Consider the following 19,805-nt stretch of genomic DNA (forward strand, 5'->3'; position numbering starts at 1 on the left):
TGGCGATCGTCAACCAATACGACCGGTCGCACGCGACGTAAAACATGCAGTGCAGGACACGACCCCTGACCGGCCCCCGGCAACAACCCGCACCCGGGACACCGGCCCGCAGCGGGCAAAATCAAGCCCGTCCGGCGATTGAGGACATCAGTAAGCCGCGCCCGCGCACCGGGCAGACGCCACAAACAGAGCCCGTCCGGCGATTGAGGACAAGACGCAACCTCAACGGACAACGCTCACGGGTTAGCCTCAAGAACATGAGTCGGCCCCCCACCTGGACCCCACCCCCCTGCGCCCACGCCACCGCCCTCGGAACCCGTCGCGGCCGCTTCGCCGCGCTCGACGCCCGTCCCGCCGGCCGCCCGCAGGGCACCGCGTTGCTCGTTCCCGGGTTCACCGGCAGCAAAGAGGACTTCATCGCGCTGCTGGAGCCCCTCACCCGGGCCGGGTACCGGGTCGTCGCCGTGGACGGCAGGGGGCAGTACGAGACCGACGGGCCCGACACCGAAGAGGCCTACGCCCAGGGCGAGCTGGCCGCCGACATCCTGGCCCAGGCCGAGGCCCTCGGCGCAGGCGGCAGCGGCAGCAGGGGCGGCGACGCCGATAAAGGCGACGGCCCCCTCCACCTCCTCGGCCATTCCTTCGGCGGCCACCTCGCCCGCGCCGCCGTCCTCCTCGACCGCACCCCGTTCCGTTCCCTGACCCTGCTCTCCTCCGGCCCCGCCGAAGTCGCCCCCGCCCAGCGCGAGAAGCTGAAGCTGCTCCGCGACGCCCTCACCACCATGTCCATGGAGGACGTGTGGGAGGCCATGCGGGCGATGGACGCGCCCACCGAGGAGACCCCCACCGACGGCGCCGACCTGCGCCGTCGCTGGCTGCGCACCCACCCCGCCCAGCTCCTCGCCGCCGGGCGTCAGCTCTGCGCGGAGCCGGACCGGGTCGCCGAGCTGGCCGCCGTACATCCGCTGCCCAAGCTCGTGATGTCGGGCGAGCGCGACGACACCTGGCCCGTGGCCTGGCTGGACGCGATGGCCGTCCGGCTGGCCGCCCGCAGGACCGTCATCGCGGGCGCCCAGCACTCGCCGAACACCGACCGCCCCGCCGAGACCGCGAAGGCGCTCGCGGACTTCTGGGACGAGGCGTACTAGAAGGCGTACCAGGCGGCGTACTGGCCGGCGTCAGTAGTTCGACTGGAGGTGCTGCCAGAAACCGTCCCGCAGCGCCCGCCGCAGCATGGAATGCCCCCGCAGCGACCGCTGGAGCAGCTTCTCCGCCTCGATCAGCAGGTCCTGGTCCACCGGCCCCGGGAGGTACGGGTGGCCCGGCAGCAGCTCGCCCATCGCCATCCGGCCCCGCTCCGCCAGCCACGTCGCCGCGATCTGCGCGCCGATGAAGCGCACCTGGTCGCGGGAGGGCGGCGGATCGCCCTCGTGCTCGTACGTCGTGACCGGGCGCCGCGTGACGAAGGGCTTGTAGAAGTCCAGGTCGAACGTGCGCTGGCTGTCGACCTCCCACAGCAGCGGCTCCGCCTGGTTGCGCCCGTCGGACGCCTCGATGCCCCACAGGTGGACCCGGGCCCCGTACCCCTGCGCCGCCTCGACGGCGGACACCAGATCCTCGTCGCCACCGACCAGCGCGGCGTCGCTGATGGCGCGGTGCCGGGCGAGCGATTCGAGATCCGTGCGGATCAGCGAGTCGACGCCCTTCTGCTGGTTGTTCGCGTTCAGGTTGCCGAGCCTGACCTTGACGTCCGGCAGCTCGGCGATGAACTGCTGCTCCGGGGTGTGGATCCGCCGTCTGGCCCCGTCGTACCAGTAGACGCGCAGCAGCCGGCTGTCCGCGAAGATGATCCTGGCCTTGTCGATGAAGGCCTCGATGATGCCTTCCGCGTCCAGGTCAAAGGACCGCCGGTCTTCCGTGCCCGCTACAAGCAACCCGGCCGCAGCATAGACGTAACCCGCGTCGACGAAGATGGCATGCGTGGACGGGGTCTTGGCGACCTCGGCGAGCATGCGCTGGAGCAGCTCGTTGGTGTGCTCCAGACGGGCGCCGATGTCGTGGAGCTCTGGGTTGATCTCTGCCTCGTTCATACGCGCTTCATTCTCCGTGGACCGCACCGTACCCACCAGTAGTTAGCCACCCGAAAAATTTCCTTAGCGTAGGGAATGTTTGCAGAGGGCAAGCCGTTGCAGACTCTTGTAAGCAACGGCGGGCAAGCCCGCCATCCATAGTTCTCCAGCAGGAGGATCAGACGAAGGGAGAAGCGCGTGCGCTTCGAAATCATGCGTCTTGACGATGTCGACGGTTCCGCAGTGGACTCGACCGTCGTGGACGCCGCCTCCGTCAATCGGATCGTGCAGCAGGCCGCAGCGATGGGGCAGCGCATCTACATCCGACCGGCCGAGTCCTCGGCCTCGTAACACTTACCCCATACCCGGACCACCGCTCGACGACCGACCACGCACGACGGACGCCTGACGACCGAGGGCCGACGACCGACGCCTGGTGAAAGCGCCCCTGTACGGATCACCCGTACGGGGGCGCTGCTGTGCGCTCAGGCGTTCCGGACGACCTGGGTCATGCCGTTGATGATCTGCTGCACGGCGATCGCCGACAGCATCATCCCCGCCAGCCGGGTCACCAGCACCACTCCGCCGTCCTTGATCAGCCGGATGATGACCAGCGAGTACCGCATCGTCACCCAGAGCACGGCGTGCATCGCCACGATCGCCGCCCAGACGGAGACCTGCGCCGCCGCGCCGTCCGCGTGCTGCACGGCCAGGATGACGGAGACGATCGCGCCGGGACCGGCGAGCAGGGGCATGCCGAGGGGTACGAGGGCGACGTTGACGTCCTTGGTCTGCTGGGGCTCGTCGGTCTTGCCGGTCAGCAGGTCGAGCGCGATGAGCAGCAGGAGCAGCCCGCCGGCGATCATCAGGGCGGGCACGGAGACGTGCAGGTAGTCGAGGATCTGCTGGCCGGCGACGCCGAACACCGCGATCACCCCGAAGGCGACCGCCGCCGCCTGCCAGGCCATGGAGCGCTGGACCTTGGCGGGCCGGCCCGAGGTGAGGGCGAGGAAGATCGGCGTGATCCCGGGCGGGTCCATGATCACGAACAGGGTGAGGAAGAGGGAACCGAATATGGCGAGGTCGAACACGGTGAGGGCCTAGCGCGAGTGACGGGCCGTCGGGCCCGTCCGGTGGGTGGGTGGAGAGCGCGGCGGGGCGGGGGAAGGGGCCGCGTGAGGGGTGTTTGTGGGTGGTGCGGAGGTACGGAGTGGTGCGGCGGTACGGAACCGGCGCCGCGCGGCGCCCCCGCGCCACCCGTCAGGAACGTCCGCCCGCGCCCGGTACCGGGAAGGCGCCCGACGCGCGCCGGGTGATCTCGCCGTAGATCTCGGGATCGGTGACGCACGCGCCCAGTTCCACGAACTTCCGCGTGCCGTGGTAGTCGCTCGACCCTGTGCCCAGCAGCCCCAGGTCGGCGGCGAGGCCGCGCAGCCGGGCGCGGGTCGGCGCGTCGTGGTCCATGTGGTCGATCTCGATGCCGTCGAGTCCGGCGGCGGCGAGGCGTTCGATCACGGACTCCGGCACCACCGCGCCGCGCGTGACGGCCTGCGGGTGGGCGAAGACGGTGACGCCGCCGGCCGCCTTGACCAGGCGGATCGCGTCGAAGGGGTCCAGTTCGTGCTTGGAGGCGTACGCGCGGCCCCCGTTGCCGAGCCATTCGGGCGTGAAGGCGTCGGAGACGGTCTCGACGATCCCGAGGTCGACGAGGGCGGTGGCGATGTGCGGGCGGCCGAGGGAGGCGTCGCCCGCGATCCGCGCGACCTGCTCCCAGGTGACCGGGACGCCCATCTCCTGGAGCTTGCGGACCATCGCCCGCGCGCGCGGGACGCGGTCGTCCCGTACCAGCTCGCGCTCGCGCAGCAGCTCGGACTCGTCGGGGTCGAAGAGGTACGCGAGCAGGTGCATCCCGACGCCGTCGATCCGGCAGGAGAGTTCGGCGCCGGTGACGAGGGTCAGGTCCCGGTCCAGGCCGGGGAGCGCGGCGATCGCCTCGGCGTGGCCGCGCGTGGAGTCGTGGTCGGTCAGGGCGACGACGTCGAGTCCGGCGGCGGCCGCGTTGCGGACCAGTTCGGCGGGGGTGTCCGTACCGTCCGAGGCGGTGGAGTGGGTGTGCAGGTCGATGCGCACGACGCGGGACTCCGGGGCTCGGGACGGGCTGGGGACGCTCCAGGATAACGGGGGGTGCGAGCGATTCGAACGCCCGGTTCCGGATGCCGGAGGTCCTGGAGGAACGCCCCCCCACGCCCCGCGGGGATCGCCCCGCGGGGATCGCCCCGCGGGGAAATGCCCGTCAGGACAGCAGCCTCGGCGACAGCGCCCCGCACGGCAGCAGTTCCACCTCCGCGCCCGCGTCCCGCAGGTCCGTCAGTACCAGCTCGTCGTACAGCAGCAGCCCCGACTGCTCCGGCCAGACGATCGCCCAGAGCCACAGCCCCAGCGCCTCCCCCGCGAACACCGCCCGGTCGTCCGGGGTGCCTTCCACCTGCCAGAGCGCGGTGGGCCGCCCGGCGGCCAGCAGCTTGGCGTGCGGCGGGCGGTCGACCCGTATCCGCGGCCCCGGGTCCGGGCCGTCGATCCCCGCGTACCGCGCCCCGAGCCCCACCCCCAGCTCCTCGGCGACGAGCAGCAGCTCCCCGACCCCGCCGAGCGGCGCGGGACCCGAGCAGGCGACGGCGGTGGCGCGGCCGCTGCTGCGGTCGTCGCCCGCGTGCGCGACCCCGGTGTAGAGCCAGCCGACGGGCAGGGGCCAGGGCATCCAGACGGGGACGCGCGCCCGGTTCACCACCACGCCGAGCGCTTCGACGCTGGGCGGTATCACCGGCTGGAGGGGCTGGATCGCGCCGTGCGCGCCGCACTCCCACGAGTCGGCGAAGAGGCCGGGCGCCCTGATCCGGCCACCGCACTTCGGGCAACTGGGTTCGCCCCTCATAGCGCCCCACGGTCCTCCCCGCTCGACGCCCCGTCAAGGACGATCACCTGGCCGGTACGGGAGAGGTCGCCGATCCCCGTCGCGGCCGGTTCGCCGACCGCCGGGTCCGGGCCTGGCGGGTCAGTCCAGCGCGACCGACCGGCGCAGCGGATCACGCAGGTCCGTGCCCCGGGACAGCCACCGCTCCTGGAGTTCCCGTGCCCCCCGTACCCGCTTCCACGCCGCCTCGTTCACCGTCATCGGCAGCAACGGCAGGAACCGCACCGGCTCCAGCGGCGCGTCCAGCGCCAGATCCGCCACCAGCCCGCCGGGCTCCCCCACCAGGACCGAGTGGAACGGCGCCCCCGGCCACAGCGGCCCGCCGACGTCCAGCGAGGCGCCCGGGGCCACGACCACCCCTTCGACCTGCGGAGACGCGGCCAGTACGGCCAGCGGGCGCAGCACCTGGTCGGTGGCGGCGAGCCCGGCCCGTACCGACAGGACCAGCTCCGCCCGGGGCCCCTTCACCGGGTCGGCGAGCATCTGCGCCGGGTCCCCCATCGGCCGCGCGGACATCCCGAGCGTCGCGTACCGCACCACCCCGTCACCGCCGCCGCCCGGGGAGTCCGCGAAGCGCAGCACCTCGAAGCGGTCCGTGCCCACGAAGGTCACCGCCGCGCGCGCGTCCGGTTCGCCCAGAGCGGCCGTGAGGTGGGCCTCGACCCGAGCCAGTATTTCTCCCATGCGGGGAGCATAGATCGCGTCAGGAACGGGCAAGAGGATCTATTGGCCCGCCGTCAGCTGATACTCTGGGCCGCCGGTAGGGACAGCACGCAGAAGCGTGTCTCTCGAGTCCCGACACACGTCGTCCCCCACGGGGGACCGGCCGGAGGAGGTGGGGCTGCGGTGGATCGAAGTCACCCGGCCAGTACCAGCCGCTCTTCCGCACCTTTCCTTTCTCTGTGATCTGAGGCCCCGCCCTTGTCGGGCCTGCGGCAGTTCGCACGACGGAAGAGCGCTTCAGCTCCCTTTTTTCTCGCCTGTCTGTAGCGAACGCCGTTGTCGCGACCCCGCGGTACGGCCCGCTTTGCGGACGTACGCCTCACGTCCCCATTCCGGGCTGTGCCACGCCTCGCCGACGGCCTCTCCGTGAAGGAGCCCAGCCATGTCGATGATTCGTGACCTGCGCGCGGCGGTCCGCCCGTCCCTGCGCAAGACCAGTGCCAGTTACGTCAAGTACGACACGTACGACGCCACCCGTGACCCCTCCGCGTCGACCGCGGTCGTGGACTGCGCCGTCTACCGCGACGGCCGGCGGGTGAAGAAGGACCCGTGCGTGACGCCCCACGAGGCGATGCTGCGGGTGCGGGAGAGCGGCGGTTTCGCCTGGATCGGCCTGCACGAGCCGACGGAGGAGGAGTTCGCCGGGATCGCGGCCGAGTTCGGGCTGCACCCGCTGGCGGTGGAGGACGCGGTGCACGCGCACCAGCGGCCCAAGCTGGAGCGGTACGACGACACCCTGTTCACCGTCTTCAAGACGATCCACTACGTCGAGCACACCGAGCTGACCGCGACGAGCGAGGTGGTCGAGACCGGCGAGGTGATGTGCTTCACGGGCCGGGACTTCGTCATCACCGTCCGGCACGGCGGCAAGGGCTCGCTGCGCACCCTCCGCCACCGCCTGGAGGAGGACGAGGAGCTGCTGGCCAAGGGGCCCTCGGCCGTCCTGCACTCCATCGCCGACCATGTGGTGGACGGGTACGTCGCGGTGGCGGCGGCCGTGCAGGACGACATCGACGAGGTCGAGATCGACGTGTTCTCGGCGCCGTCGAAGGCGGCGGGGCCGCGCGGCTCGGACGCGGGGCGGATCTACCAGCTCAAGCGCGAGGTGCTGGAGTTCAAGCGGGCGGTGTCGCCGCTGCTGCGGCCGATGCAGCTGCTGAGCGAGCGGCCCATGCGGTTGGTCGACCCGGACATCCAGAAGTACTTCCGTGACGTGGCGGACCACCTGGCCCGGGTGCACGAGCAGGTCATCGGCTTCGACGAGCTGCTGAACTCGATCCTCCAGGCCAATCTGGCGCAGGCGACGGTCGCGCAGAACGAGGACATGCGCAAGATCACCTCCTGGGCGGCGATCATCGCCGTCCCGACGGCGGTCTGCGGGATCTACGGCATGAACTTCGACCACATGCCCGAGCTGCACTGGAAGTACGGCTATCCGATGGTGCTGGTCGCGATCGGCGTGGTCTGTCTGACGATCCACCGCAGCCTCAAGCGCAACGGCTGGCTCTGAACGGCACCGCGCACCGCACTCCCCGAGGTCCCCGGCGGCCCGTCCGTCTAAGCTGCGGCGCATGACTGAACCACTGCTCGGCCAGGCGCTCGTCGAGGAGGCCACGAAGAAGTCCGGCATCGTCTGGGTGCGGGGCTCGGGTCCGGAACGGGCGCTCTGGTACGTGTGGCACGACGGCGCCCTGTACCTCGTCGGCGACGGCCCGGGCGAGCAGCCCCTGCCGGGTCTCGCCGACGGGGGCGCCGCCGAGGTGACCGTACGGAGCAAGGACAAGGGCGGCCGGCTGGTCGCCTGGACGGCGGCCGTCGCCGAGCTGGCACCGCGCTCGGAGGAGTGGGAGGCGGCGGTCGCCGAGCTGAAGGGCAAGCGGCTGAACGCGCCGGACGCCGAGGTGATGCCGGAGCGCTGGGCGCGTGAGTGCCGGGTCCTGCGGCTGACACCCGGTGACGTACGGAGGGAGCTGCCGGACGGCTCGCTGGCGGCCGCGCCGCTGCCGACCGGGGCGACGACCCGTCAGCCGGTCCCCGCCGCCCTGGGACGGCTGCTCTTCCCGCGCCGGAAGCGCACCGGGCGCTGAGCCGGTCCCGCGCGCCGGACGGCCCGTCAGCCGCCCGAGGAGGACGACTCCGGCAGGTCGCTGCCGTAGTCGACCGTCTGCCCCTTGGGGGGCGGCTCCAGGGTGAAGTCCTTGCCCCAGTCCGTCAGCGTCAGCGTCCCCGCGCCGCCCGCCCGCATCAGCTGGAGCGGGTACGGCACCCCCACCAGCGACACGTCGAGCGTGCCGCCCGCGCCCTTGCTCGCGACGACCTTGATCGTGCGGATGCCGCCGACCTTGCTGTAGTCACCCTTCGTCAGTTCGCCGTGCAGCGACAGCAGTCCGCCGAGCAGCACCTTGATGTCGGTGAAGCCGCGCAGCTGCTTGTACGAGGGGTCCTCCCGCGGCACCTTCACGTACTTGTCCTGGAGCTTGTCCGCCGCCTCGGTGTCGCTGGTGCTGGGCGGGGCGCTCTCCTTGCCGTCCGCGTCGCTCTCGTGCGTCCAGAAACCGGCGTCGGCCTTGAGGAACAGCTCGTCCTCGACGCGCAGCAGCTCGAAGGTGTCGTCCTTGGACGTCACCGAGCCGGTGCCGCCGTTCTCCTTGAGGCGCATGTTGAGGCGGTACGTCTCCCCCTGGCTGACCAGGGCCCCGGAGAGCCGGACGGCGGCGGCGCCGTCCACGGCCGCCTGCGCCTTCTTCTCGATCCCGGCCGCCGTCAGTTTCCCCACTCCGTTGGTCCCCGCGTCCGGGTCCTCGGGGCTGCTGCACGCCGCGAGGAGTGCCACGAGCCCGGCGCACAACGCGAGGGAGAACACGGCCCTGCGGGCACGGCCGGAGGACATGGGAGCGGTCACGTACACACTGCCTCTCATACGCGGTGGGAGGTGGCAGACCGCAGCGTACCGGGGCCGGGTGAGGACCCGGGCACGGAGCCTCGGGGACGCCGTACGGACGGATCCACCAAGGCGCCCCGCACGGGGACGGGCTAGCCTGAACCCGTAATCCCGCAGGATAGAAGGACAATCACGGGCAAGGGACCGGTCGGCGGAACGACAACCGGCGACAGCGGACGACAGCGGAACGACCACGCGACAACAACGGACGATCAAGGAGGCGCTCGGATGGCGGCAGGCGCGCCTCGGGTCTTCGTCTCGCACCTCGCCGGGGTGCCGGTCTTCGATCCCAGCGGCGACCAGGTGGGGCGGGTGCGCGACCTGGTCGCGATGCTGCGCGTCGGGCGGCGGCCGCCGCGGCTGCTCGGCCTCGTCGTGGAGGTATTGAGCAGGCGCCGGATCTTCCTGCCGATGACCCGGGTCACCGGCATCGAGTCGGGCCAGGTGATCACCACGGGTGTGGTGAACGTGCGCCGCTTTGAACAGCGGCCGACGGAGCGTCTGGTCCTCGGCGAGCTGCTGGACCGCCGGGTGCGGCTGGTGGAGAGCGACGACGAGGTGACGGTCCTGGATGTGGCGATCCATCAGCTCCCGGCCCGCCGCGAGTGGGAGATCGACAAGGTCTTCGTACGGCGCGGCAAGGGCGGCGCGCTGCGGCGGCGCGGGGAGGCGCTGACCGTCGAGTGGTCGGCCGTCACCGGCTTCTCGCTGGAGGAGGACGGGCAGGGCGCGGAGAACCTCGTCGCGACCTTCGAGCGGCTGCGCCCGGTCGAACTGGCCAACGTACTGCACCATCTGACGCCCAAACGGCGCGCGGAGGTGGCGGCGGCCCTGGACGACGACCGGCTCGCGGACGTCCTGGAGGAGCTGCCCGAGGACGACCAGGTGGAGATCCTCGGCAAGCTCAAGGAGGAGCGCGCGGCGGACGTCCTGGAGGCGATGGACCCGGACGACGCGGCCGACCTGCTCTCCGAGCTGCCCGACGCGGACAAGGAGCGGCTGCTGACCCTGATGCAGCCGCACGACGCGGCGGACGTACGGCGCCTGATGTCGTACGAGGAGCGCACCGCGGGCGGTCTGATGACGACCGAGCCGATCGTGCTGCGCCCCGACGCGACGGTGGCGGACGCGCTGGCGCGCGTACGGCAGCAGGACCTGTCCCCCGCGCTCGCCGCGCAGGTGTACGTCTGCCGGCCGCCCGACGACACCCCCACCGGCAAGTACCTGGGCACGGTGCACTTCCAGCGGCTGCTGCGGGACCCGCCGTTCACGCTGGTCAGCTCCATCGTGGACACGGACCTGCCGCCGCTGTCCCCGGGCACCCCGCTGCCGGCGATCACCAGCCACCTGGCCGCGTACAACATGGTCTCGGCGCCGGTGGTGGACGAGAGCGGGTCGCTGCTCGGCGCGGTGACGGTGGACGACGTACTGGACCACATGCTGCCGGACGACTGGCGCGAGACGGGCTTCCGCGGCGCGGAGGAGTCCGGTCGCGGTGTGGACGAGACCGACCGCGGCCCGGAGGAGACCGGCCGTGGCGAGTGACCGTACGGAGAAGGACGGCGCCGCCAGGGAGCGGGCGCGGGCCGGGTCGACCGCGTTGAACCGGGGCCCCCGGGTGCGGCTCGACCAGCCCCGCGTACAGCGGCGCAGGCTGCTCCCCGACTACGACCCCGAGGCCTTCGGGCGGCTCTCGGAGCGGGTGGCCCGCTTCCTGGGGACGGGGCGTTTCATCGTCCTGATGACGCTGGTGATCATCCTGTGGGTGATCTGGAACATCACCGTCCCGAAGGCGCTGCGCTTCGACGAGTACCCGTTCATCTTCCTGACCCTGGCGCTGTCCCTCCAGGCGTCGTACGCGGCGCCGCTGATCCTGCTGGCGCAGAACCGCCAGGACGACCGCGACCGGGTCACGCAGGAGCAGGAGCGGGTGCAGAACGAGCGGTCGATCGCGGACACCGAGTACCTGACGCGGGAGATCGCGGCGCTGCGGATGGGGCTCGGCGAGGTCGCCACGCGCGACTGGCTGCGCTCGGAGCTCCAGGACCTGCTGAAGGACCTGGGCGAGCAGCGGGAGCGGCTGGCGGAGGACGGCCGTCCGGAACGCGAGGACTCCGACCGCTGACGTTCCCGGCGGCGGCGTTCCCGGCGGCGGTGCCCGGCCTTACCGGTGGCGGTGCCGGGCGCCGTACCATCTCGGTATGGCTACCGACACGTACGGAACCGTCCTCCCGGCGGAAGACGCGGTGCGCGACGCACTGGCGACGGTGAACGACCCCGAGATCCACCGGCCGATCACCGACCTGGGCATGGTCAAATCGGTGGAGATCGGCGCCGGCGGCGCGGTGGCCGTGACCATCTACCTGACCGTGTCGGGGTGCCCGATGCGCGACACCATCACCAGGACCGTCACGGAGGCGGTCGCCCGGGTGGCGGGCGTCACCCGCGTCGACGTCACGCTGGACGTGATGAGCGACGAGCAGCGCAAGGACCTGGCGGCGTCGCTGCGCGGCGGCAAGGCCGAGCGTGAGGTCCCCTTCGCCCAGCCGGGGTCGCTGACCCGGGTCTACGCGGTGGCGTCCGGCAAGGGCGGCGTCGGCAAGTCCTCGGTGACCGTGAACCTGGCGGCGGCGATGGCGGCCGACGGCCTCAAGGTCGGCGTGGTCGACGCGGACATCTACGGGCACAGCGTCCCCAGGATGCTCGGGGTGGACGGCAAGCCCACCCAGGTCGAGAACATGATCATGCCGCCGTCGGCGAACGGGGTGAAGGTCATCTCGATCGGGATGTTCACGCCGGGCAACACGCCGGTGGTGTGGCGCGGGCCGATGCTGCACCGGGCGCTCCAGCAGTTCCTCGCGGACGTGTACTGGGGCGACCTGGACGTGCTGCTGCTCGACCTCCCGCCGGGGACGGGCGACATCGCGATCTCGGTGGCGCAGCTGGTGCCGAACGCGGAGATCCTGGTGGTCACCACCCCGCAGCAGGCGGCGGCCGAGGTCGCGGAGCGGGCCGGCTCCATCGCCGTACAGACCCACCAGAAGATCGTCGGCGTGGTCGAGAACATGTCGGGCCTGCCGTGTCCGCACTGCGACGAGATGATCGACGTGTTCGGTACGGGCGGCGGCAAGGCGGTCGCGGACGGCCTGACGAAGACGACGGGCGCGACGGTGCCGGTGCTGGGCGCGATCCCGATCGACGTACGGCTCCGGGAGGGCGGCGACGAGGGCAAGCCGGTCGTGCTCTCCGACCCGGACTCGCCGGCGGGCGCGGCGCTGCGGGACATCGCGAACAAGCTGGGTGCCCGTCAGCGGGGCCTGTCGGGCATGTCGCTGGGGATCACCCCGAGGAACAAGTTCTGAGCCGCTGAGCCCGCGGTGACACGGGTTCACGACGGAGGGGCGGCTGCCGCGGCAGCCGCCCCTCCGTCGTGTGCTCGTGTCAGCGGACTAGTGGGCGTACGACGTGATGTCCTCGATCGCCGAGAAGCCCAGGCCGTACGCGCTCATGCCGCGCCCGTACGCGCCGATGTGGACCCCGCTCTCCGCCGACCCGGCCAGGACCCAGCCGAACTCCGTCTCGCGGTAGTGGAAGGGCGTCGGCACCCCGTCGACCGGCAGGGAGAGCGCGGACCAGTCGGCGCCCTCCAGGTCGTCGGCCAGTTCGAACGCGGCCTCGGTCTGCTGGGCCAGCCAGTCGTCGCGCAGCATGTGGTCGAGCTGCGCGGGCCAGGTGGACACCAGCAGCCCCGAGCCGGCCAGCCAGGCCGCCGACGACACGGTCGTGGCGTCCAGATGCCCCGTACCATCACCGGTTCGGCGTACGGGTCCGGCCGCGACGGTCACGACGACCGCGAAGCGTTCCTTGTCGGCGGCGGACGCCTCCGGCCTTATGGTCGGCTCCTCGCCGTGGCCGGTGGAACCGTGCTGGACCGTGCCGTCCGCGGCGGCGCCGACCTGCATCAGCCAGCGGGGTCCCGTGAACGCCTCGTCCAGCCCGTACCAGGGGAAAGCTGCCCGCAGATAGCCTTCGACCGTACGCCGGGCCGCCGGCACCCCCTCGGCGGCGGATGAGCTGGACGCGGTGTGCGCCCCTGCCCGACTCGTCGTCTCCATCTACCCGGACGCCTCCTCGATCTCGGTGTCCGGAGCGGCCCGCCCCCGACGGGCGCCTCACTGCCGGACAGATGGAGGATAGCCACCCGGTCCCGACTCGTTGGGATTGGTCGTACTCAGGTGGCGTCTGCGTCGAAGGGGGGCCGGTCGTCCCGATCGGGGTTTTCGCGCTTCTTCAGCAGGTCCGGCGTGCCCCCGGAACCGTTCACCGCGGACGTGGCCGCCACGGGCGTGTCCTTGGCCGCCGCGGCGTCCTCGCGGCTGTTCACCGCGTCGGCGACGTCCGTGATCTCCTTGCGGAGGTCGAACGAGCTGCGGATCTCCTTGAGGCCGAAGGTGTCCTCGTCGCCGTCCGTGAGGTGCTTGCGCACGAACGTCTTCGGGTTGAGGTCCTCGAACTCGAAGTCCTTGAACTCCGGGCCCAGCTCCGACTTGATGTCCTCCTTGGCGCTGTCGGAGAACTCACGGATCTTCCGGATGAACCGGGTGGCGTCCTGGATGACCTTGGGCAGCTTCTCGGGACCGAAGACGAGCACGGCGAGGACGACGAGCGTGACCAGCTCAAGCGGTCCTATGTCATTGAACACCTAGCTGCTCCTCGTGTTCTCCGTGTGGTCTCCGGGCCCCGGGCCATGACCGTTATGTCCTGACCTGAGGGGGCTCGGGTGCCGGGCCGTTCCACGGTACCTGCCCGAACTGTCCGGGCGGTACCTTCCGGTGGCCGTCAGGTGCCGTCGGCGGATCCGAGGGTCAGGTTCACGGTCCGCTCCCTGCCGCCGCGCAGCAGGGTCAGTGCCAGCCGGTCGCCGGGGCGGTGGGCGCGGATCTTGACGATCAGCTCCTGGCCGCCGTGCACCCGCTGGCCGTCCACCTCCGTGATGACGTCCCCGGGCCGGATGCCGGCCTTCGCGGCGCCGCCGCCGGGCACCACCGACGGGCTGCCGTCCGCCGCCTTCTCGCCGACGCGGGCGCCGTCGCCGGTGTACTCCATGTCGAGGCTCACACCGATCACGGGGTGGGCGGCCTTGCCGGTGTTGATGAGTTCTTCGGCGACCCGCTTGCCCTGGTTGATCGGTATGGCGAAGCCGAGCCCTATGGAGCCGGCCTGGCCGCCCTCGGTGGCGCCGCCGGTGTCGGCGGCGCGGATGGCGCTGTTGATGCCGATGACCCGGGCCTTGCTGTCCACCAGCGGGCCGCCCGAGTTGCCGGGGTTGATCGGGGCGTCGGTCTGGAGCGCGTCCACGTAGCTGACGTCACTGCCGTCGCCGCTCTCGCCGCCCGCGGTGATGGGGCGCTCCTTGGCGCTGATGATCCCGGACGTCACGGTGTTGGAGAGGTCGAAGGGGGCGCCGATGGCGACCACCGGGTCGCCGACCCGGACGTTGTCGGAGTTGCCGAGCGGCAGCGGCTTGAGGCCGGAGACGCCGGAGACCTTCACGACCGCGAGGTCGTACCCGCTGTCCTTGCCGACGATCTTCGCCCGCGCGGTCTCGCCGCCGCTGAACGTGACGGAGATCTCGCCGGAGGCGCCCGCCGGCTGGACGACGTGGTTGTTCGTCAGGATGTGGCCCTGCCGGTCGAGGACGAAGCCCGTGCCGGTGCCCTGCTCGTCGGCGCCGCTGACATGCAGGGTGACGACGCTGGGCAGGGCGCTGGCGGCGATCCCGGCGACGCTGTCGGGGGCGCGGTCGCCGAGGTCGGGTCCGGCCTGCGGGAGTTCGACGCTGCCGAAGCCGTTGTTGCGTTCCACGTTCGCGCCGACCGCGCCGCCGACGATGCCGGTGAGCAGCGCGAACAGCAGGGCCCCGACGATCCCGACCCGCCTGCGCGGGCGCGGCGGGGTGCCGTGGTCGGTGAACGGCTGCGGTCCGGGGACGCCCCAGGGGTCGTACGGGCCCCACTGCGGGCCTCCGGGGAGGCCGGGGCCGCCCGGACCGGCCGGGGGCTGCTCGCCCGGTCGCTGGTCCGCCGGGGGCAGGAACACGCCGTGCGCGGGGGTCGGCAGCGGTACCTGCGGCGCGGGCGCCCAGGGGCCCGGGCCGCCGTAGGGCGGGGTGCTGTAGGCGTCGGGCTCGTGCAGCGGCTGTCCGTGCTGCCGCGGCTCGGGCGCCGGCCCCGGGTGTCCCTCTGCTTCGGGGGACGGCCGTGCGTCTCCAGGTGCGTGTCCCGGTGGCTCGTGGGACGGCCGGGGGTCCGGCTGTGGCCCCTGCTCCGGCACCCGGCCCGGCGCGGGTCGGCTCCACCACGCCGCCTTGGATCCGGTGGGCTTCCCGTCGTCCATGCTCTCCCCGCAACTGCCGCTCCGCGCCCCGACGGGGGCACCCCTGGGAGGATTCAACCAGGTTTACGAATCGGTGCGCAGGACGCGGTCAGCGGGCGGACGAGAGCGGACCGGTCGGAGCCGCGAGCTGGGACGGGCGGGGGGTCGCCGTCGGGCTCGTCCCGGAGGGCGCGTCGACCTGGAGGGCCGGGCCCGTGGGTTGCAGGTACGGCGCCAGGGACGGCGTCGTCAGATACGGGCTGCTCAGATACGGGCTGTTGAGCATCCCGGGAGGCGCCGAGGGGGCCTGCCGGACCAGCGACACCGAGGGCGGCCCACCGCCGAAGCGGCGGCCGGTCTCCGCGCCGAGGGGCGCCGGGGCCGTGTTGCCCGCCGGGGCGCGCAGGGGCGTCACGCTGTTGCCCGCGCCACGGGGCAGCACGTCGGCCGCCGTGCCCAGCGGCACGGAACCGCCGAGCGCCATCGCGGCGAACGACACCGCGCTCGCCGCGGCGAACGCGAACCGCCGTGCGCGCCACGGGGAGCGCTCCGCCGCCTCGCGTCCGACCTCGTGGATACGGAATCCGGAGCCGCCCGGGACCATTCCGGAGTGCGCCGCGGCCGGTTCGTATCCGAACCCGCCCGAGCCCACTCCGAACACGCCGTTCCCGAACGTGCCCCCGTCGAAGAGGCCGCGACGGGGGTCGTCGTCGTCCCGGCCGGAGGAACCGCCGCCGGGCAGCCCCTGGAGTCTGGCGAGCAGGCCCGCGGACATCGCGGGTCCGGCGGCCTGCGCGAACACGTTCTTGAGCCGGCGCTGGGCGTCGGCCTCCGCCTTGCACTTGGCACAGGTCGCGAGGTGGGCCAGCACGCGCTCACGCGCGTCATGGTCCAGCTCCCCGTCCACGAGGGCGGCGAGTCGGTCCCCCAGATGCTGTTCGGCGGGGGTCGGGCTGGTGGCACTCACGCCGGTCCGCCCTCCCCGGCCACACTCACGAAGGCACGCTGCTCGGCCCGGGCCTCGGGCGAACGGTGCTGGAGGGCCTTGCGCAGGTGGGAACGCCCGCGGTGGATCCGGCTGCGCACGGTGCCGAGCTTCACCCCGAGCGTCGCCGCGATCTCCTCGTACGACAGTCCCTCGATGTCACAGAGCACCACCGCGGCACGGAACTCGGGCGCGAGGGTGTCCAGCGCCTGCTGGACGTCCGCGTCGAAGTGGGTGTCGTGGAAGACCTGCTGCGGGGACGGCTCACGGCTGGGCAGCCGCTCCGCCGCGTCGTCACCGAGCGCGTCGAACCGGATCCGCTGCTTGCGGCGGACCATGTCGAGGAAGAGGTTGGTGGTGATGCGGTGCAGCCAGCCCTCGAACGTGCCGGGGGTGTAGGTCGACAGTGATCGGAAGACCCGGACGAACACTTCCTGGGTCAGGTCCTCCGCGTCGTGCTGGTTGCCCGTCAGCCGGTAGGCGAGGCGGTAGACACGTCCGCTGTGCGTGCTGACGATCTCCTCCCAGCTGGGGGGCGTCCACGCCTGCGCGTCCGCATCCGATGCGAAAGTCGCCGTAACTGCGGAGTCGTTGGAGCGAGAACGGTCAGCGAAGTTGGTCACGGATCTCGGCTCACCCGCCGACCCGAGGAAGCGCCGGAGCACTCCTCCCCGATCCACAGGCTCAGCCGCACCTCCCCTATCGGCTCTGGTGGTGTCCAGTCGAGCCCCTACCATAGCCACCTCGCCCGTTAGCTCCGGATAAGAATCTTTACGTGAATATGGGGCCGATCCCGGCCGCTCTTCCCCCTGCCGCCCGCCCCCTCATAACGTCCGGTCCCATCTGCGGGTTCCCGGGCGCAGCGGATACAGTCACCGTTGCGCCGCCAACGGGGACAAGGAGAGGGTCATTACCGCCAACCGGCAGACGAGCTGGGCGTTCTCCGACGCCTACGTCGCCGAGGACGAAGCACTCCACTGGGCCCGCGACAGGGCCCATGAGACGGGGCTTCGCTCGGTGTCACCGGGCACCGGTGCCGCGCTGCGTCTGCTCGCCGCCACCCTGGACGCGAAATCGGTGGCCGAGATCGGCACCGGGACGGGTGTCTCAGGGACGTACCTGCTCCAGGGCATGCGGCCCGACGGCGTGCTGACCACGGTCGACACCGAACCGGAGCGCCAGCAGTTCGCCCGGCAGACCTTCCGCGCGGCCGGCTTCACCGGCAACCGCGCGCGCTTCATCCCCGGCCGCGCCCTCGACGTCCTGCCCCGGCTCGCGGACGGCGGGTACGACCTCGTCTTCTGCGACGGGGACCGGCTGGAGTCCCTCGACTACCTCGACGAGTCGCTGCGGCTGCTGCGGCCGGGCGGGCTGGTCTGCTTCGAGGGCATGTTCGCGGACGGCCGGACGGTCGACTCCGCGGCGCAGCAGACGGAGGTGCTGCGGCTGCGGGAGCTGCTGCGGGCGGTGCGGGAGAGCCAGGAGCTCCAGTCGGCGCTGCTGCCGGTGGGCGACGGGCTGCTGTGCGCGGTCCGCCGCGGCTGAGTCCTTTTGTATGTCTTGGTGAAGATTGTATGTCCGGGTGAAAAAGGGCTGCCCCGGCGCGGACCTGATCCGTGCCGGGGCAGCTGTGGTGTCGATCCGGGGATGACGCACGACCCCGAAGACTGTGCGTTCCGCTCAGCCGACGACCTTCTTGAGAGCGTCGCCGAGGGCATCCGCCTCGTCCGGGGTCAGCTCGACGACGAGCCGACCGCCGCCTTCGAGCGGAACGCGCATGACGATGCCCCGCCCCTCCTTGGTCACCTCGAGCGGGCCGTCGCCCGTCCGCGGCTTCATGGCCGCCATGCTCGTTCCCCTTCCTGAAACCAGCTCATCTCCGCCGGCGGCCCCATGACAGGCGCTGTGTCACCGGCATCGAACACATTGCTTCCAGGCCATTATCCCGCATGGCGGGACCCGATGACCAACATCGGTCGGCATCGCTTGCGCAACGCGCTTCCGCAAAACCACTCAATTCGGCGATCCGCCTGCGATACTTCGCCGCCGCCGGGACCTGGTACGAACGGGCGGGACACGGGCGGGACCCGTGCGGCACCCGGCGGCCGGCTTTCCTGGGCCATGCTGGACCCGGACAGGACTGCCCGAGCCGCGAAGGGACCCGATCATGGCCGACACCGTGCTGTACGACGTGAGTGACGGACTCGCAACGATCACGATCAACCGGCCCGAGGCCAGGAACGCGCTCGACGTGGCGACGAAGGCCGCGCTGCGGGACACGCTGGAGACGGCGGGCGCGGATCCGGCGGTACGGGGTGTGCTGCTGACGGCGGCGGGGGACCGGGCGTTCTCGGTGGGCCAGGACCTCAAGGAGCACATGGCGCTGCGCGCGGCGGACCGGGAGCGGGGCTCGGACGACACGATGCGGACGGTGCGGGAGCACTACAACCCGATCGTCCTCGCGATCGCGACGATGCGGAAGCCGGTGGTGGCGGCGGTGAACGGGGTCGCGGCGGGGGCGGGCCTCGGCTTCGCCCTGGCGGCGGACTACCGCGTGGTGTCGGACACGTCGTCCTTCACGACGGCGTTCGCGGGGGTGGCGCTGACGGCGGACTCGGGGGTGTCCTGGACGCTGCCGCGCCTGATCGGCGCGGGCCGGGCGGCGGACCTGCTGCTGTTCCCGCGGACGGTGGGGGCGGAGGAGGCGCTCGCGCTGGGGCTGGTGCACCGGGTGGTGCCGGCGGGTTCGCTGGCCGCTGAGGCGGTGTCGGTGGCCCGGTCCTTGGCGTCCGGGCCGACGGTGGCGTACGCCTCGCTGAAGGAGTCGCTGGCGTATGGGGTGGGGCGGACGTTGGAGGAGGCGGTGGTTCGGGAGGCGGAGTTGCAGTCGGTGGCGGGTTCGTCCGAGGACCATGGGGCGGCGGTGGAGGCGTTCCTGTCGAAGACGCCGCCAAGGTTCTCGGGCCGCTGACACCGACTCCGGGGCCGGGCCTTTTGTCCTCAATCGCCGGACGGGCGTCTGCGCCCATGTGGTGGGCGCGGCTTACTGATGTCCTCAATCGCCGGACGTGCTTGATTTTGCCCGCGCGCCCGGTGCCGGGTGCGGGTCACTGATGTCCTCAAGCGCCGGACGGGCTTGATGGTGCCGCTGCGGCCCGGTGCCCCGGGCGCGGGTTGTCGCCGGGGGCCGGTCAGGGGTCGTGTCCTGCACTGCATGTTTTACGTCGCGTGGGCGCCCTCGCTTTGTTCAACGGTAGCCATGCGACACAAAACACGCTTTACGTTCCGGACACGACCCCTGCCCGTCCCCCTTCCAGGCCCGCGTCAAAACAACCCCGGCCCACCCCGGGTCTTAGCCCGTCCGGCGATTGAGGACATCGGTGACCCGCACCCGGCAACGGGCGCCCGCCCGGACGCACCCCCAGCCCGTCCGGCGTTTGAGGACATCAGTAAGCCGCGCCCGCGCAACGGGCAGCAGGAACCCCGGTGCCGGCGGGGTCGTTCAGTTCACCCTCGGCGTGAGGGGGGTGGGGTCGGAGGAGGTGCGTGTGGCCGGACGTAAAGCGTGTTTTGTGGCGCATGACTACCGTCAAACAAAACGAGACCGTGCACGCGCCGTAAAACATGCAGTCCGGACATACGTACCTCCGCAGGCCCCGCCCCCCGTCACCACGACACACCCAGCCCGTCCGGCGATTGAGGACATCAGTAAGGCGCGCCCAAGCACCGGGCCGCAGAAGC

Annotated in this window: 20 protein-coding genes and 1 pseudogene; 9 read left to right on the forward strand and 12 right to left on the reverse strand. The window is 71.7% G+C overall.

Going from position 1 to position 19,805, the window contains the following annotated elements; genetic code table 11:
* Positions 1-257: 257 nt before the first annotated feature.
* Positions 258-1,148 (forward strand): alpha/beta fold hydrolase, encoded by an 891-nt coding sequence (locus ACIODU_RS26390; protein WP_401770279.1) that lies wholly within the window; start codon positions 258-260, stop codon positions 1,146-1,148.
* 30 nt (positions 1,149-1,178) lie between these two features.
* Here ACIODU_RS26390 and ACIODU_RS26395 read toward each other — a convergent pair whose 3' ends face one another.
* Positions 1,179-2,090 carry an NYN domain-containing protein gene (locus ACIODU_RS26395; protein WP_356432545.1) on the reverse strand — a complete coding sequence of 304 codons (912 nt, stop codon included), beginning with the start codon at positions 2,088-2,090 and terminating at the stop codon, positions 1,179-1,181.
* A 177-nt stretch (positions 2,091-2,267) separates the two neighbouring features.
* Between ACIODU_RS26395 and ACIODU_RS26400 the strand changes: the two genes are divergently transcribed.
* Positions 2,268-2,420 carry a hypothetical protein gene (locus ACIODU_RS26400; RefSeq protein ID WP_165840668.1) on the forward strand — a complete coding sequence of 51 codons (153 nt, stop codon included), beginning with the start codon at positions 2,268-2,270 and terminating at the stop codon, positions 2,418-2,420.
* A gap of 134 nt (positions 2,421-2,554) precedes the next feature.
* Here ACIODU_RS26400 and ACIODU_RS26405 read toward each other — a convergent pair whose 3' ends face one another.
* The 4 genes from ACIODU_RS26405 to ACIODU_RS26420 all read right to left on the reverse strand — a co-directional run bounded on the left by ACIODU_RS26405 (position 2,555) and on the right by ACIODU_RS26420 (position 5,724).
* Positions 2,555-3,160 (reverse strand): MarC family protein, encoded by a 606-nt coding sequence (locus ACIODU_RS26405; protein WP_401770284.1) that lies wholly within the window; start codon positions 3,158-3,160, stop codon positions 2,555-2,557.
* A gap of 169 nt (positions 3,161-3,329) precedes the next feature.
* Positions 3,330-4,199 carry a PHP domain-containing protein gene (locus ACIODU_RS26410; RefSeq protein WP_401770286.1) on the reverse strand — a complete coding sequence of 290 codons (870 nt, stop codon included), beginning with the start codon at positions 4,197-4,199 and terminating at the stop codon, positions 3,330-3,332.
* A gap of 163 nt (positions 4,200-4,362) precedes the next feature.
* On the reverse strand, positions 4,363-5,001 hold the full coding sequence (locus tag ACIODU_RS26415; RefSeq protein ID WP_401770288.1) for a DUF6758 family protein: 639 nt from the start codon (positions 4,999-5,001) through the stop codon (positions 4,363-4,365).
* 120 nt (positions 5,002-5,121) lie between these two features.
* On the reverse strand, positions 5,122-5,724 hold the full coding sequence (locus tag ACIODU_RS26420) for a suppressor of fused domain protein (RefSeq protein WP_401770290.1): 603 nt from the start codon (positions 5,722-5,724) through the stop codon (positions 5,122-5,124).
* Positions 5,725-6,145: 421 nt separating this feature from the next.
* On the opposite strand from ACIODU_RS26420, the gene ACIODU_RS26425 reads away from it, so the two are divergent.
* Both ACIODU_RS26425 and ACIODU_RS26430 read left to right on the forward strand, forming a co-directional pair.
* Positions 6,146-7,273, forward strand: coding sequence for a magnesium and cobalt transport protein CorA (locus tag ACIODU_RS26425; RefSeq protein WP_356432530.1), 1,128 nt, complete (start codon positions 6,146-6,148; stop codon positions 7,271-7,273).
* Between the two features lie 61 nt (positions 7,274-7,334).
* On the forward strand, positions 7,335-7,850 hold the full coding sequence (locus ACIODU_RS26430; RefSeq protein WP_401770293.1) for a hypothetical protein: 516 nt from the start codon (positions 7,335-7,337) through the stop codon (positions 7,848-7,850).
* Between the two features lie 26 nt (positions 7,851-7,876).
* Here the strand turns inward: ACIODU_RS26430 and ACIODU_RS26435 are convergent, their stop codons facing one another.
* Positions 7,877-8,665, reverse strand: coding sequence for a hypothetical protein (locus ACIODU_RS26435; RefSeq protein ID WP_356432526.1), 789 nt, complete (start codon positions 8,663-8,665; stop codon positions 7,877-7,879).
* Positions 8,666-8,932: 267 nt separating this feature from the next.
* Here ACIODU_RS26435 and ACIODU_RS26440 point away from each other — a divergent pair, with 267 nt between their 5' ends.
* From ACIODU_RS26440 to ACIODU_RS26450, 3 genes are all read left to right on the forward strand, one after another.
* Positions 8,933-10,249, forward strand: a complete 1,317-nt coding sequence (locus ACIODU_RS26440) for a magnesium transporter MgtE N-terminal domain-containing protein (protein WP_401770296.1) — start codon at positions 8,933-8,935, stop codon at positions 10,247-10,249.
* Entirely contained in the window at positions 10,239-10,829 is a 591-nt protein-coding gene (locus ACIODU_RS26445; protein ID WP_356432522.1) for a DUF1003 domain-containing protein, read from the forward strand. The genes ACIODU_RS26440 and ACIODU_RS26445 overlap by 11 nt, the downstream gene beginning before the upstream one ends.
* A 76-nt stretch (positions 10,830-10,905) precedes the next feature.
* Positions 10,906-12,066 (forward strand): Mrp/NBP35 family ATP-binding protein, encoded by a 1,161-nt coding sequence (locus ACIODU_RS26450; protein ID WP_401770298.1) that lies wholly within the window; start codon positions 10,906-10,908, stop codon positions 12,064-12,066.
* Between the two features lie 87 nt (positions 12,067-12,153).
* Here the strand turns inward: ACIODU_RS26450 and ACIODU_RS26455 are convergent, their stop codons facing one another.
* The 5 genes from ACIODU_RS26455 to sigE all read right to left on the reverse strand — a co-directional run bounded on the left by ACIODU_RS26455 (position 12,154) and on the right by sigE (position 16,801).
* Positions 12,154-12,819: a hypothetical protein gene (locus ACIODU_RS26455; RefSeq protein ID WP_401770301.1), complete on the reverse strand. Its 666-nt coding sequence runs from the start codon at positions 12,817-12,819 to the stop codon at positions 12,154-12,156.
* Between the two features lie 116 nt (positions 12,820-12,935).
* Positions 12,936-13,406 carry a sec-independent translocase gene (locus ACIODU_RS26460; RefSeq protein ID WP_161308679.1) on the reverse strand — a complete coding sequence of 157 codons (471 nt, stop codon included), beginning with the start codon at positions 13,404-13,406 and terminating at the stop codon, positions 12,936-12,938.
* 137 nt (positions 13,407-13,543) lie between these two features.
* Complete coding sequence (locus ACIODU_RS26465) at positions 13,544-15,100, reverse strand: trypsin-like peptidase domain-containing protein (protein WP_401770303.1); 1,557 nt, start codon at positions 15,098-15,100, stop codon at positions 13,544-13,546.
* A gap of 88 nt (positions 15,101-15,188) precedes the next feature.
* The gene (locus tag ACIODU_RS26470; protein ID WP_401770306.1) at positions 15,189-16,046 is read right to left on the reverse strand and encodes an anti-sigma factor family protein; all 858 of its coding nucleotides are present in this window, start codon (positions 16,044-16,046) and stop codon (positions 15,189-15,191) included.
* On the reverse strand, positions 16,043-16,801 hold the full coding sequence (gene sigE, locus ACIODU_RS26475; RefSeq protein ID WP_401770308.1) for an RNA polymerase sigma factor SigE: 759 nt from the start codon (positions 16,799-16,801) through the stop codon (positions 16,043-16,045). Before sigE ends, ACIODU_RS26470 begins: the two co-directional genes overlap by 4 nt.
* A gap of 141 nt (positions 16,802-16,942) precedes the next feature.
* Here sigE and ACIODU_RS26480 point away from each other — a divergent pair.
* Positions 16,943-17,609 (forward strand): annotated as a pseudogene (locus ACIODU_RS26480) (O-methyltransferase).
* A 135-nt stretch (positions 17,610-17,744) separates the two neighbouring features.
* On the opposite strand, the gene ACIODU_RS26485 reads toward ACIODU_RS26480, so the two are convergent.
* A complete protein-coding gene (locus ACIODU_RS26485; protein ID WP_003966491.1) occupies positions 17,745-17,912 on the reverse strand; it encodes a DUF3117 domain-containing protein in 168 nt (55 codons plus the stop codon).
* 319 nt (positions 17,913-18,231) lie between these two features.
* On the opposite strand from ACIODU_RS26485, the gene ACIODU_RS26490 reads away from it, so the two are divergent.
* Complete coding sequence (locus ACIODU_RS26490) at positions 18,232-19,035, forward strand: enoyl-CoA hydratase/isomerase family protein (protein ID WP_401770311.1); 804 nt, start codon at positions 18,232-18,234, stop codon at positions 19,033-19,035.
* Positions 19,036-19,805: the final 770 nt, after the last annotated feature.

The organism is Streptomyces sp. NPDC088261 (assembly GCF_044740805.1).
Lineage (GTDB): Bacteria > Actinomycetota > Actinomycetes > Streptomycetales > Streptomycetaceae > Streptomyces.

Excerpts from the sequence above, each read along its gene's own strand:
- ACIODU_RS26390 (WP_401770279.1), top strand. The coding sequence starts at position 258 with ATGAGTCGGCCCCCCACCTGGACCCCACCCCCCTGCGCCCACGCCACC.
- ACIODU_RS26395 (WP_356432545.1), bottom strand. The coding sequence starts at position 2,090 with ATGAACGAGGCAGAGATCAACCCAGAGCTCCACGACATCGGCGCCCGT.
- ACIODU_RS26415 (WP_401770288.1), bottom strand. The coding sequence starts at position 5,001 with ATGAGGGGCGAACCCAGTTGCCCGAAGTGCGGTGGCCGGATCAGGGCG.
- ACIODU_RS26420 (WP_401770290.1), bottom strand. The coding sequence starts at position 5,724 with ATGGGAGAAATACTGGCTCGGGTCGAGGCCCACCTCACGGCCGCTCTG.
- ACIODU_RS26425 (WP_356432530.1), top strand. The coding sequence starts at position 6,146 with ATGTCGATGATTCGTGACCTGCGCGCGGCGGTCCGCCCGTCCCTGCGC.
- ACIODU_RS26430 (WP_401770293.1), top strand. The coding sequence starts at position 7,335 with ATGACTGAACCACTGCTCGGCCAGGCGCTCGTCGAGGAGGCCACGAAG.
- ACIODU_RS26440 (WP_401770296.1), top strand. The coding sequence starts at position 8,933 with ATGGCGGCAGGCGCGCCTCGGGTCTTCGTCTCGCACCTCGCCGGGGTG.
- ACIODU_RS26450 (WP_401770298.1), top strand. The coding sequence starts at position 10,906 with ATGGCTACCGACACGTACGGAACCGTCCTCCCGGCGGAAGACGCGGTG.
- ACIODU_RS26455 (WP_401770301.1), bottom strand. The coding sequence starts at position 12,819 with ATGGAGACGACGAGTCGGGCAGGGGCGCACACCGCGTCCAGCTCATCC.
- ACIODU_RS26465 (WP_401770303.1), bottom strand. The coding sequence starts at position 15,100 with ATGGACGACGGGAAGCCCACCGGATCCAAGGCGGCGTGGTGGAGCCGA.
- sigE (WP_401770308.1), bottom strand. The coding sequence starts at position 16,801 with ATGGTAGGGGCTCGACTGGACACCACCAGAGCCGATAGGGGAGGTGCG.
- ACIODU_RS26485 (WP_003966491.1), bottom strand. The coding sequence starts at position 17,912 with ATGGCGGCCATGAAGCCGCGGACGGGCGACGGCCCGCTCGAGGTGACC.
- ACIODU_RS26490 (WP_401770311.1), top strand. The coding sequence starts at position 18,232 with ATGGCCGACACCGTGCTGTACGACGTGAGTGACGGACTCGCAACGATC.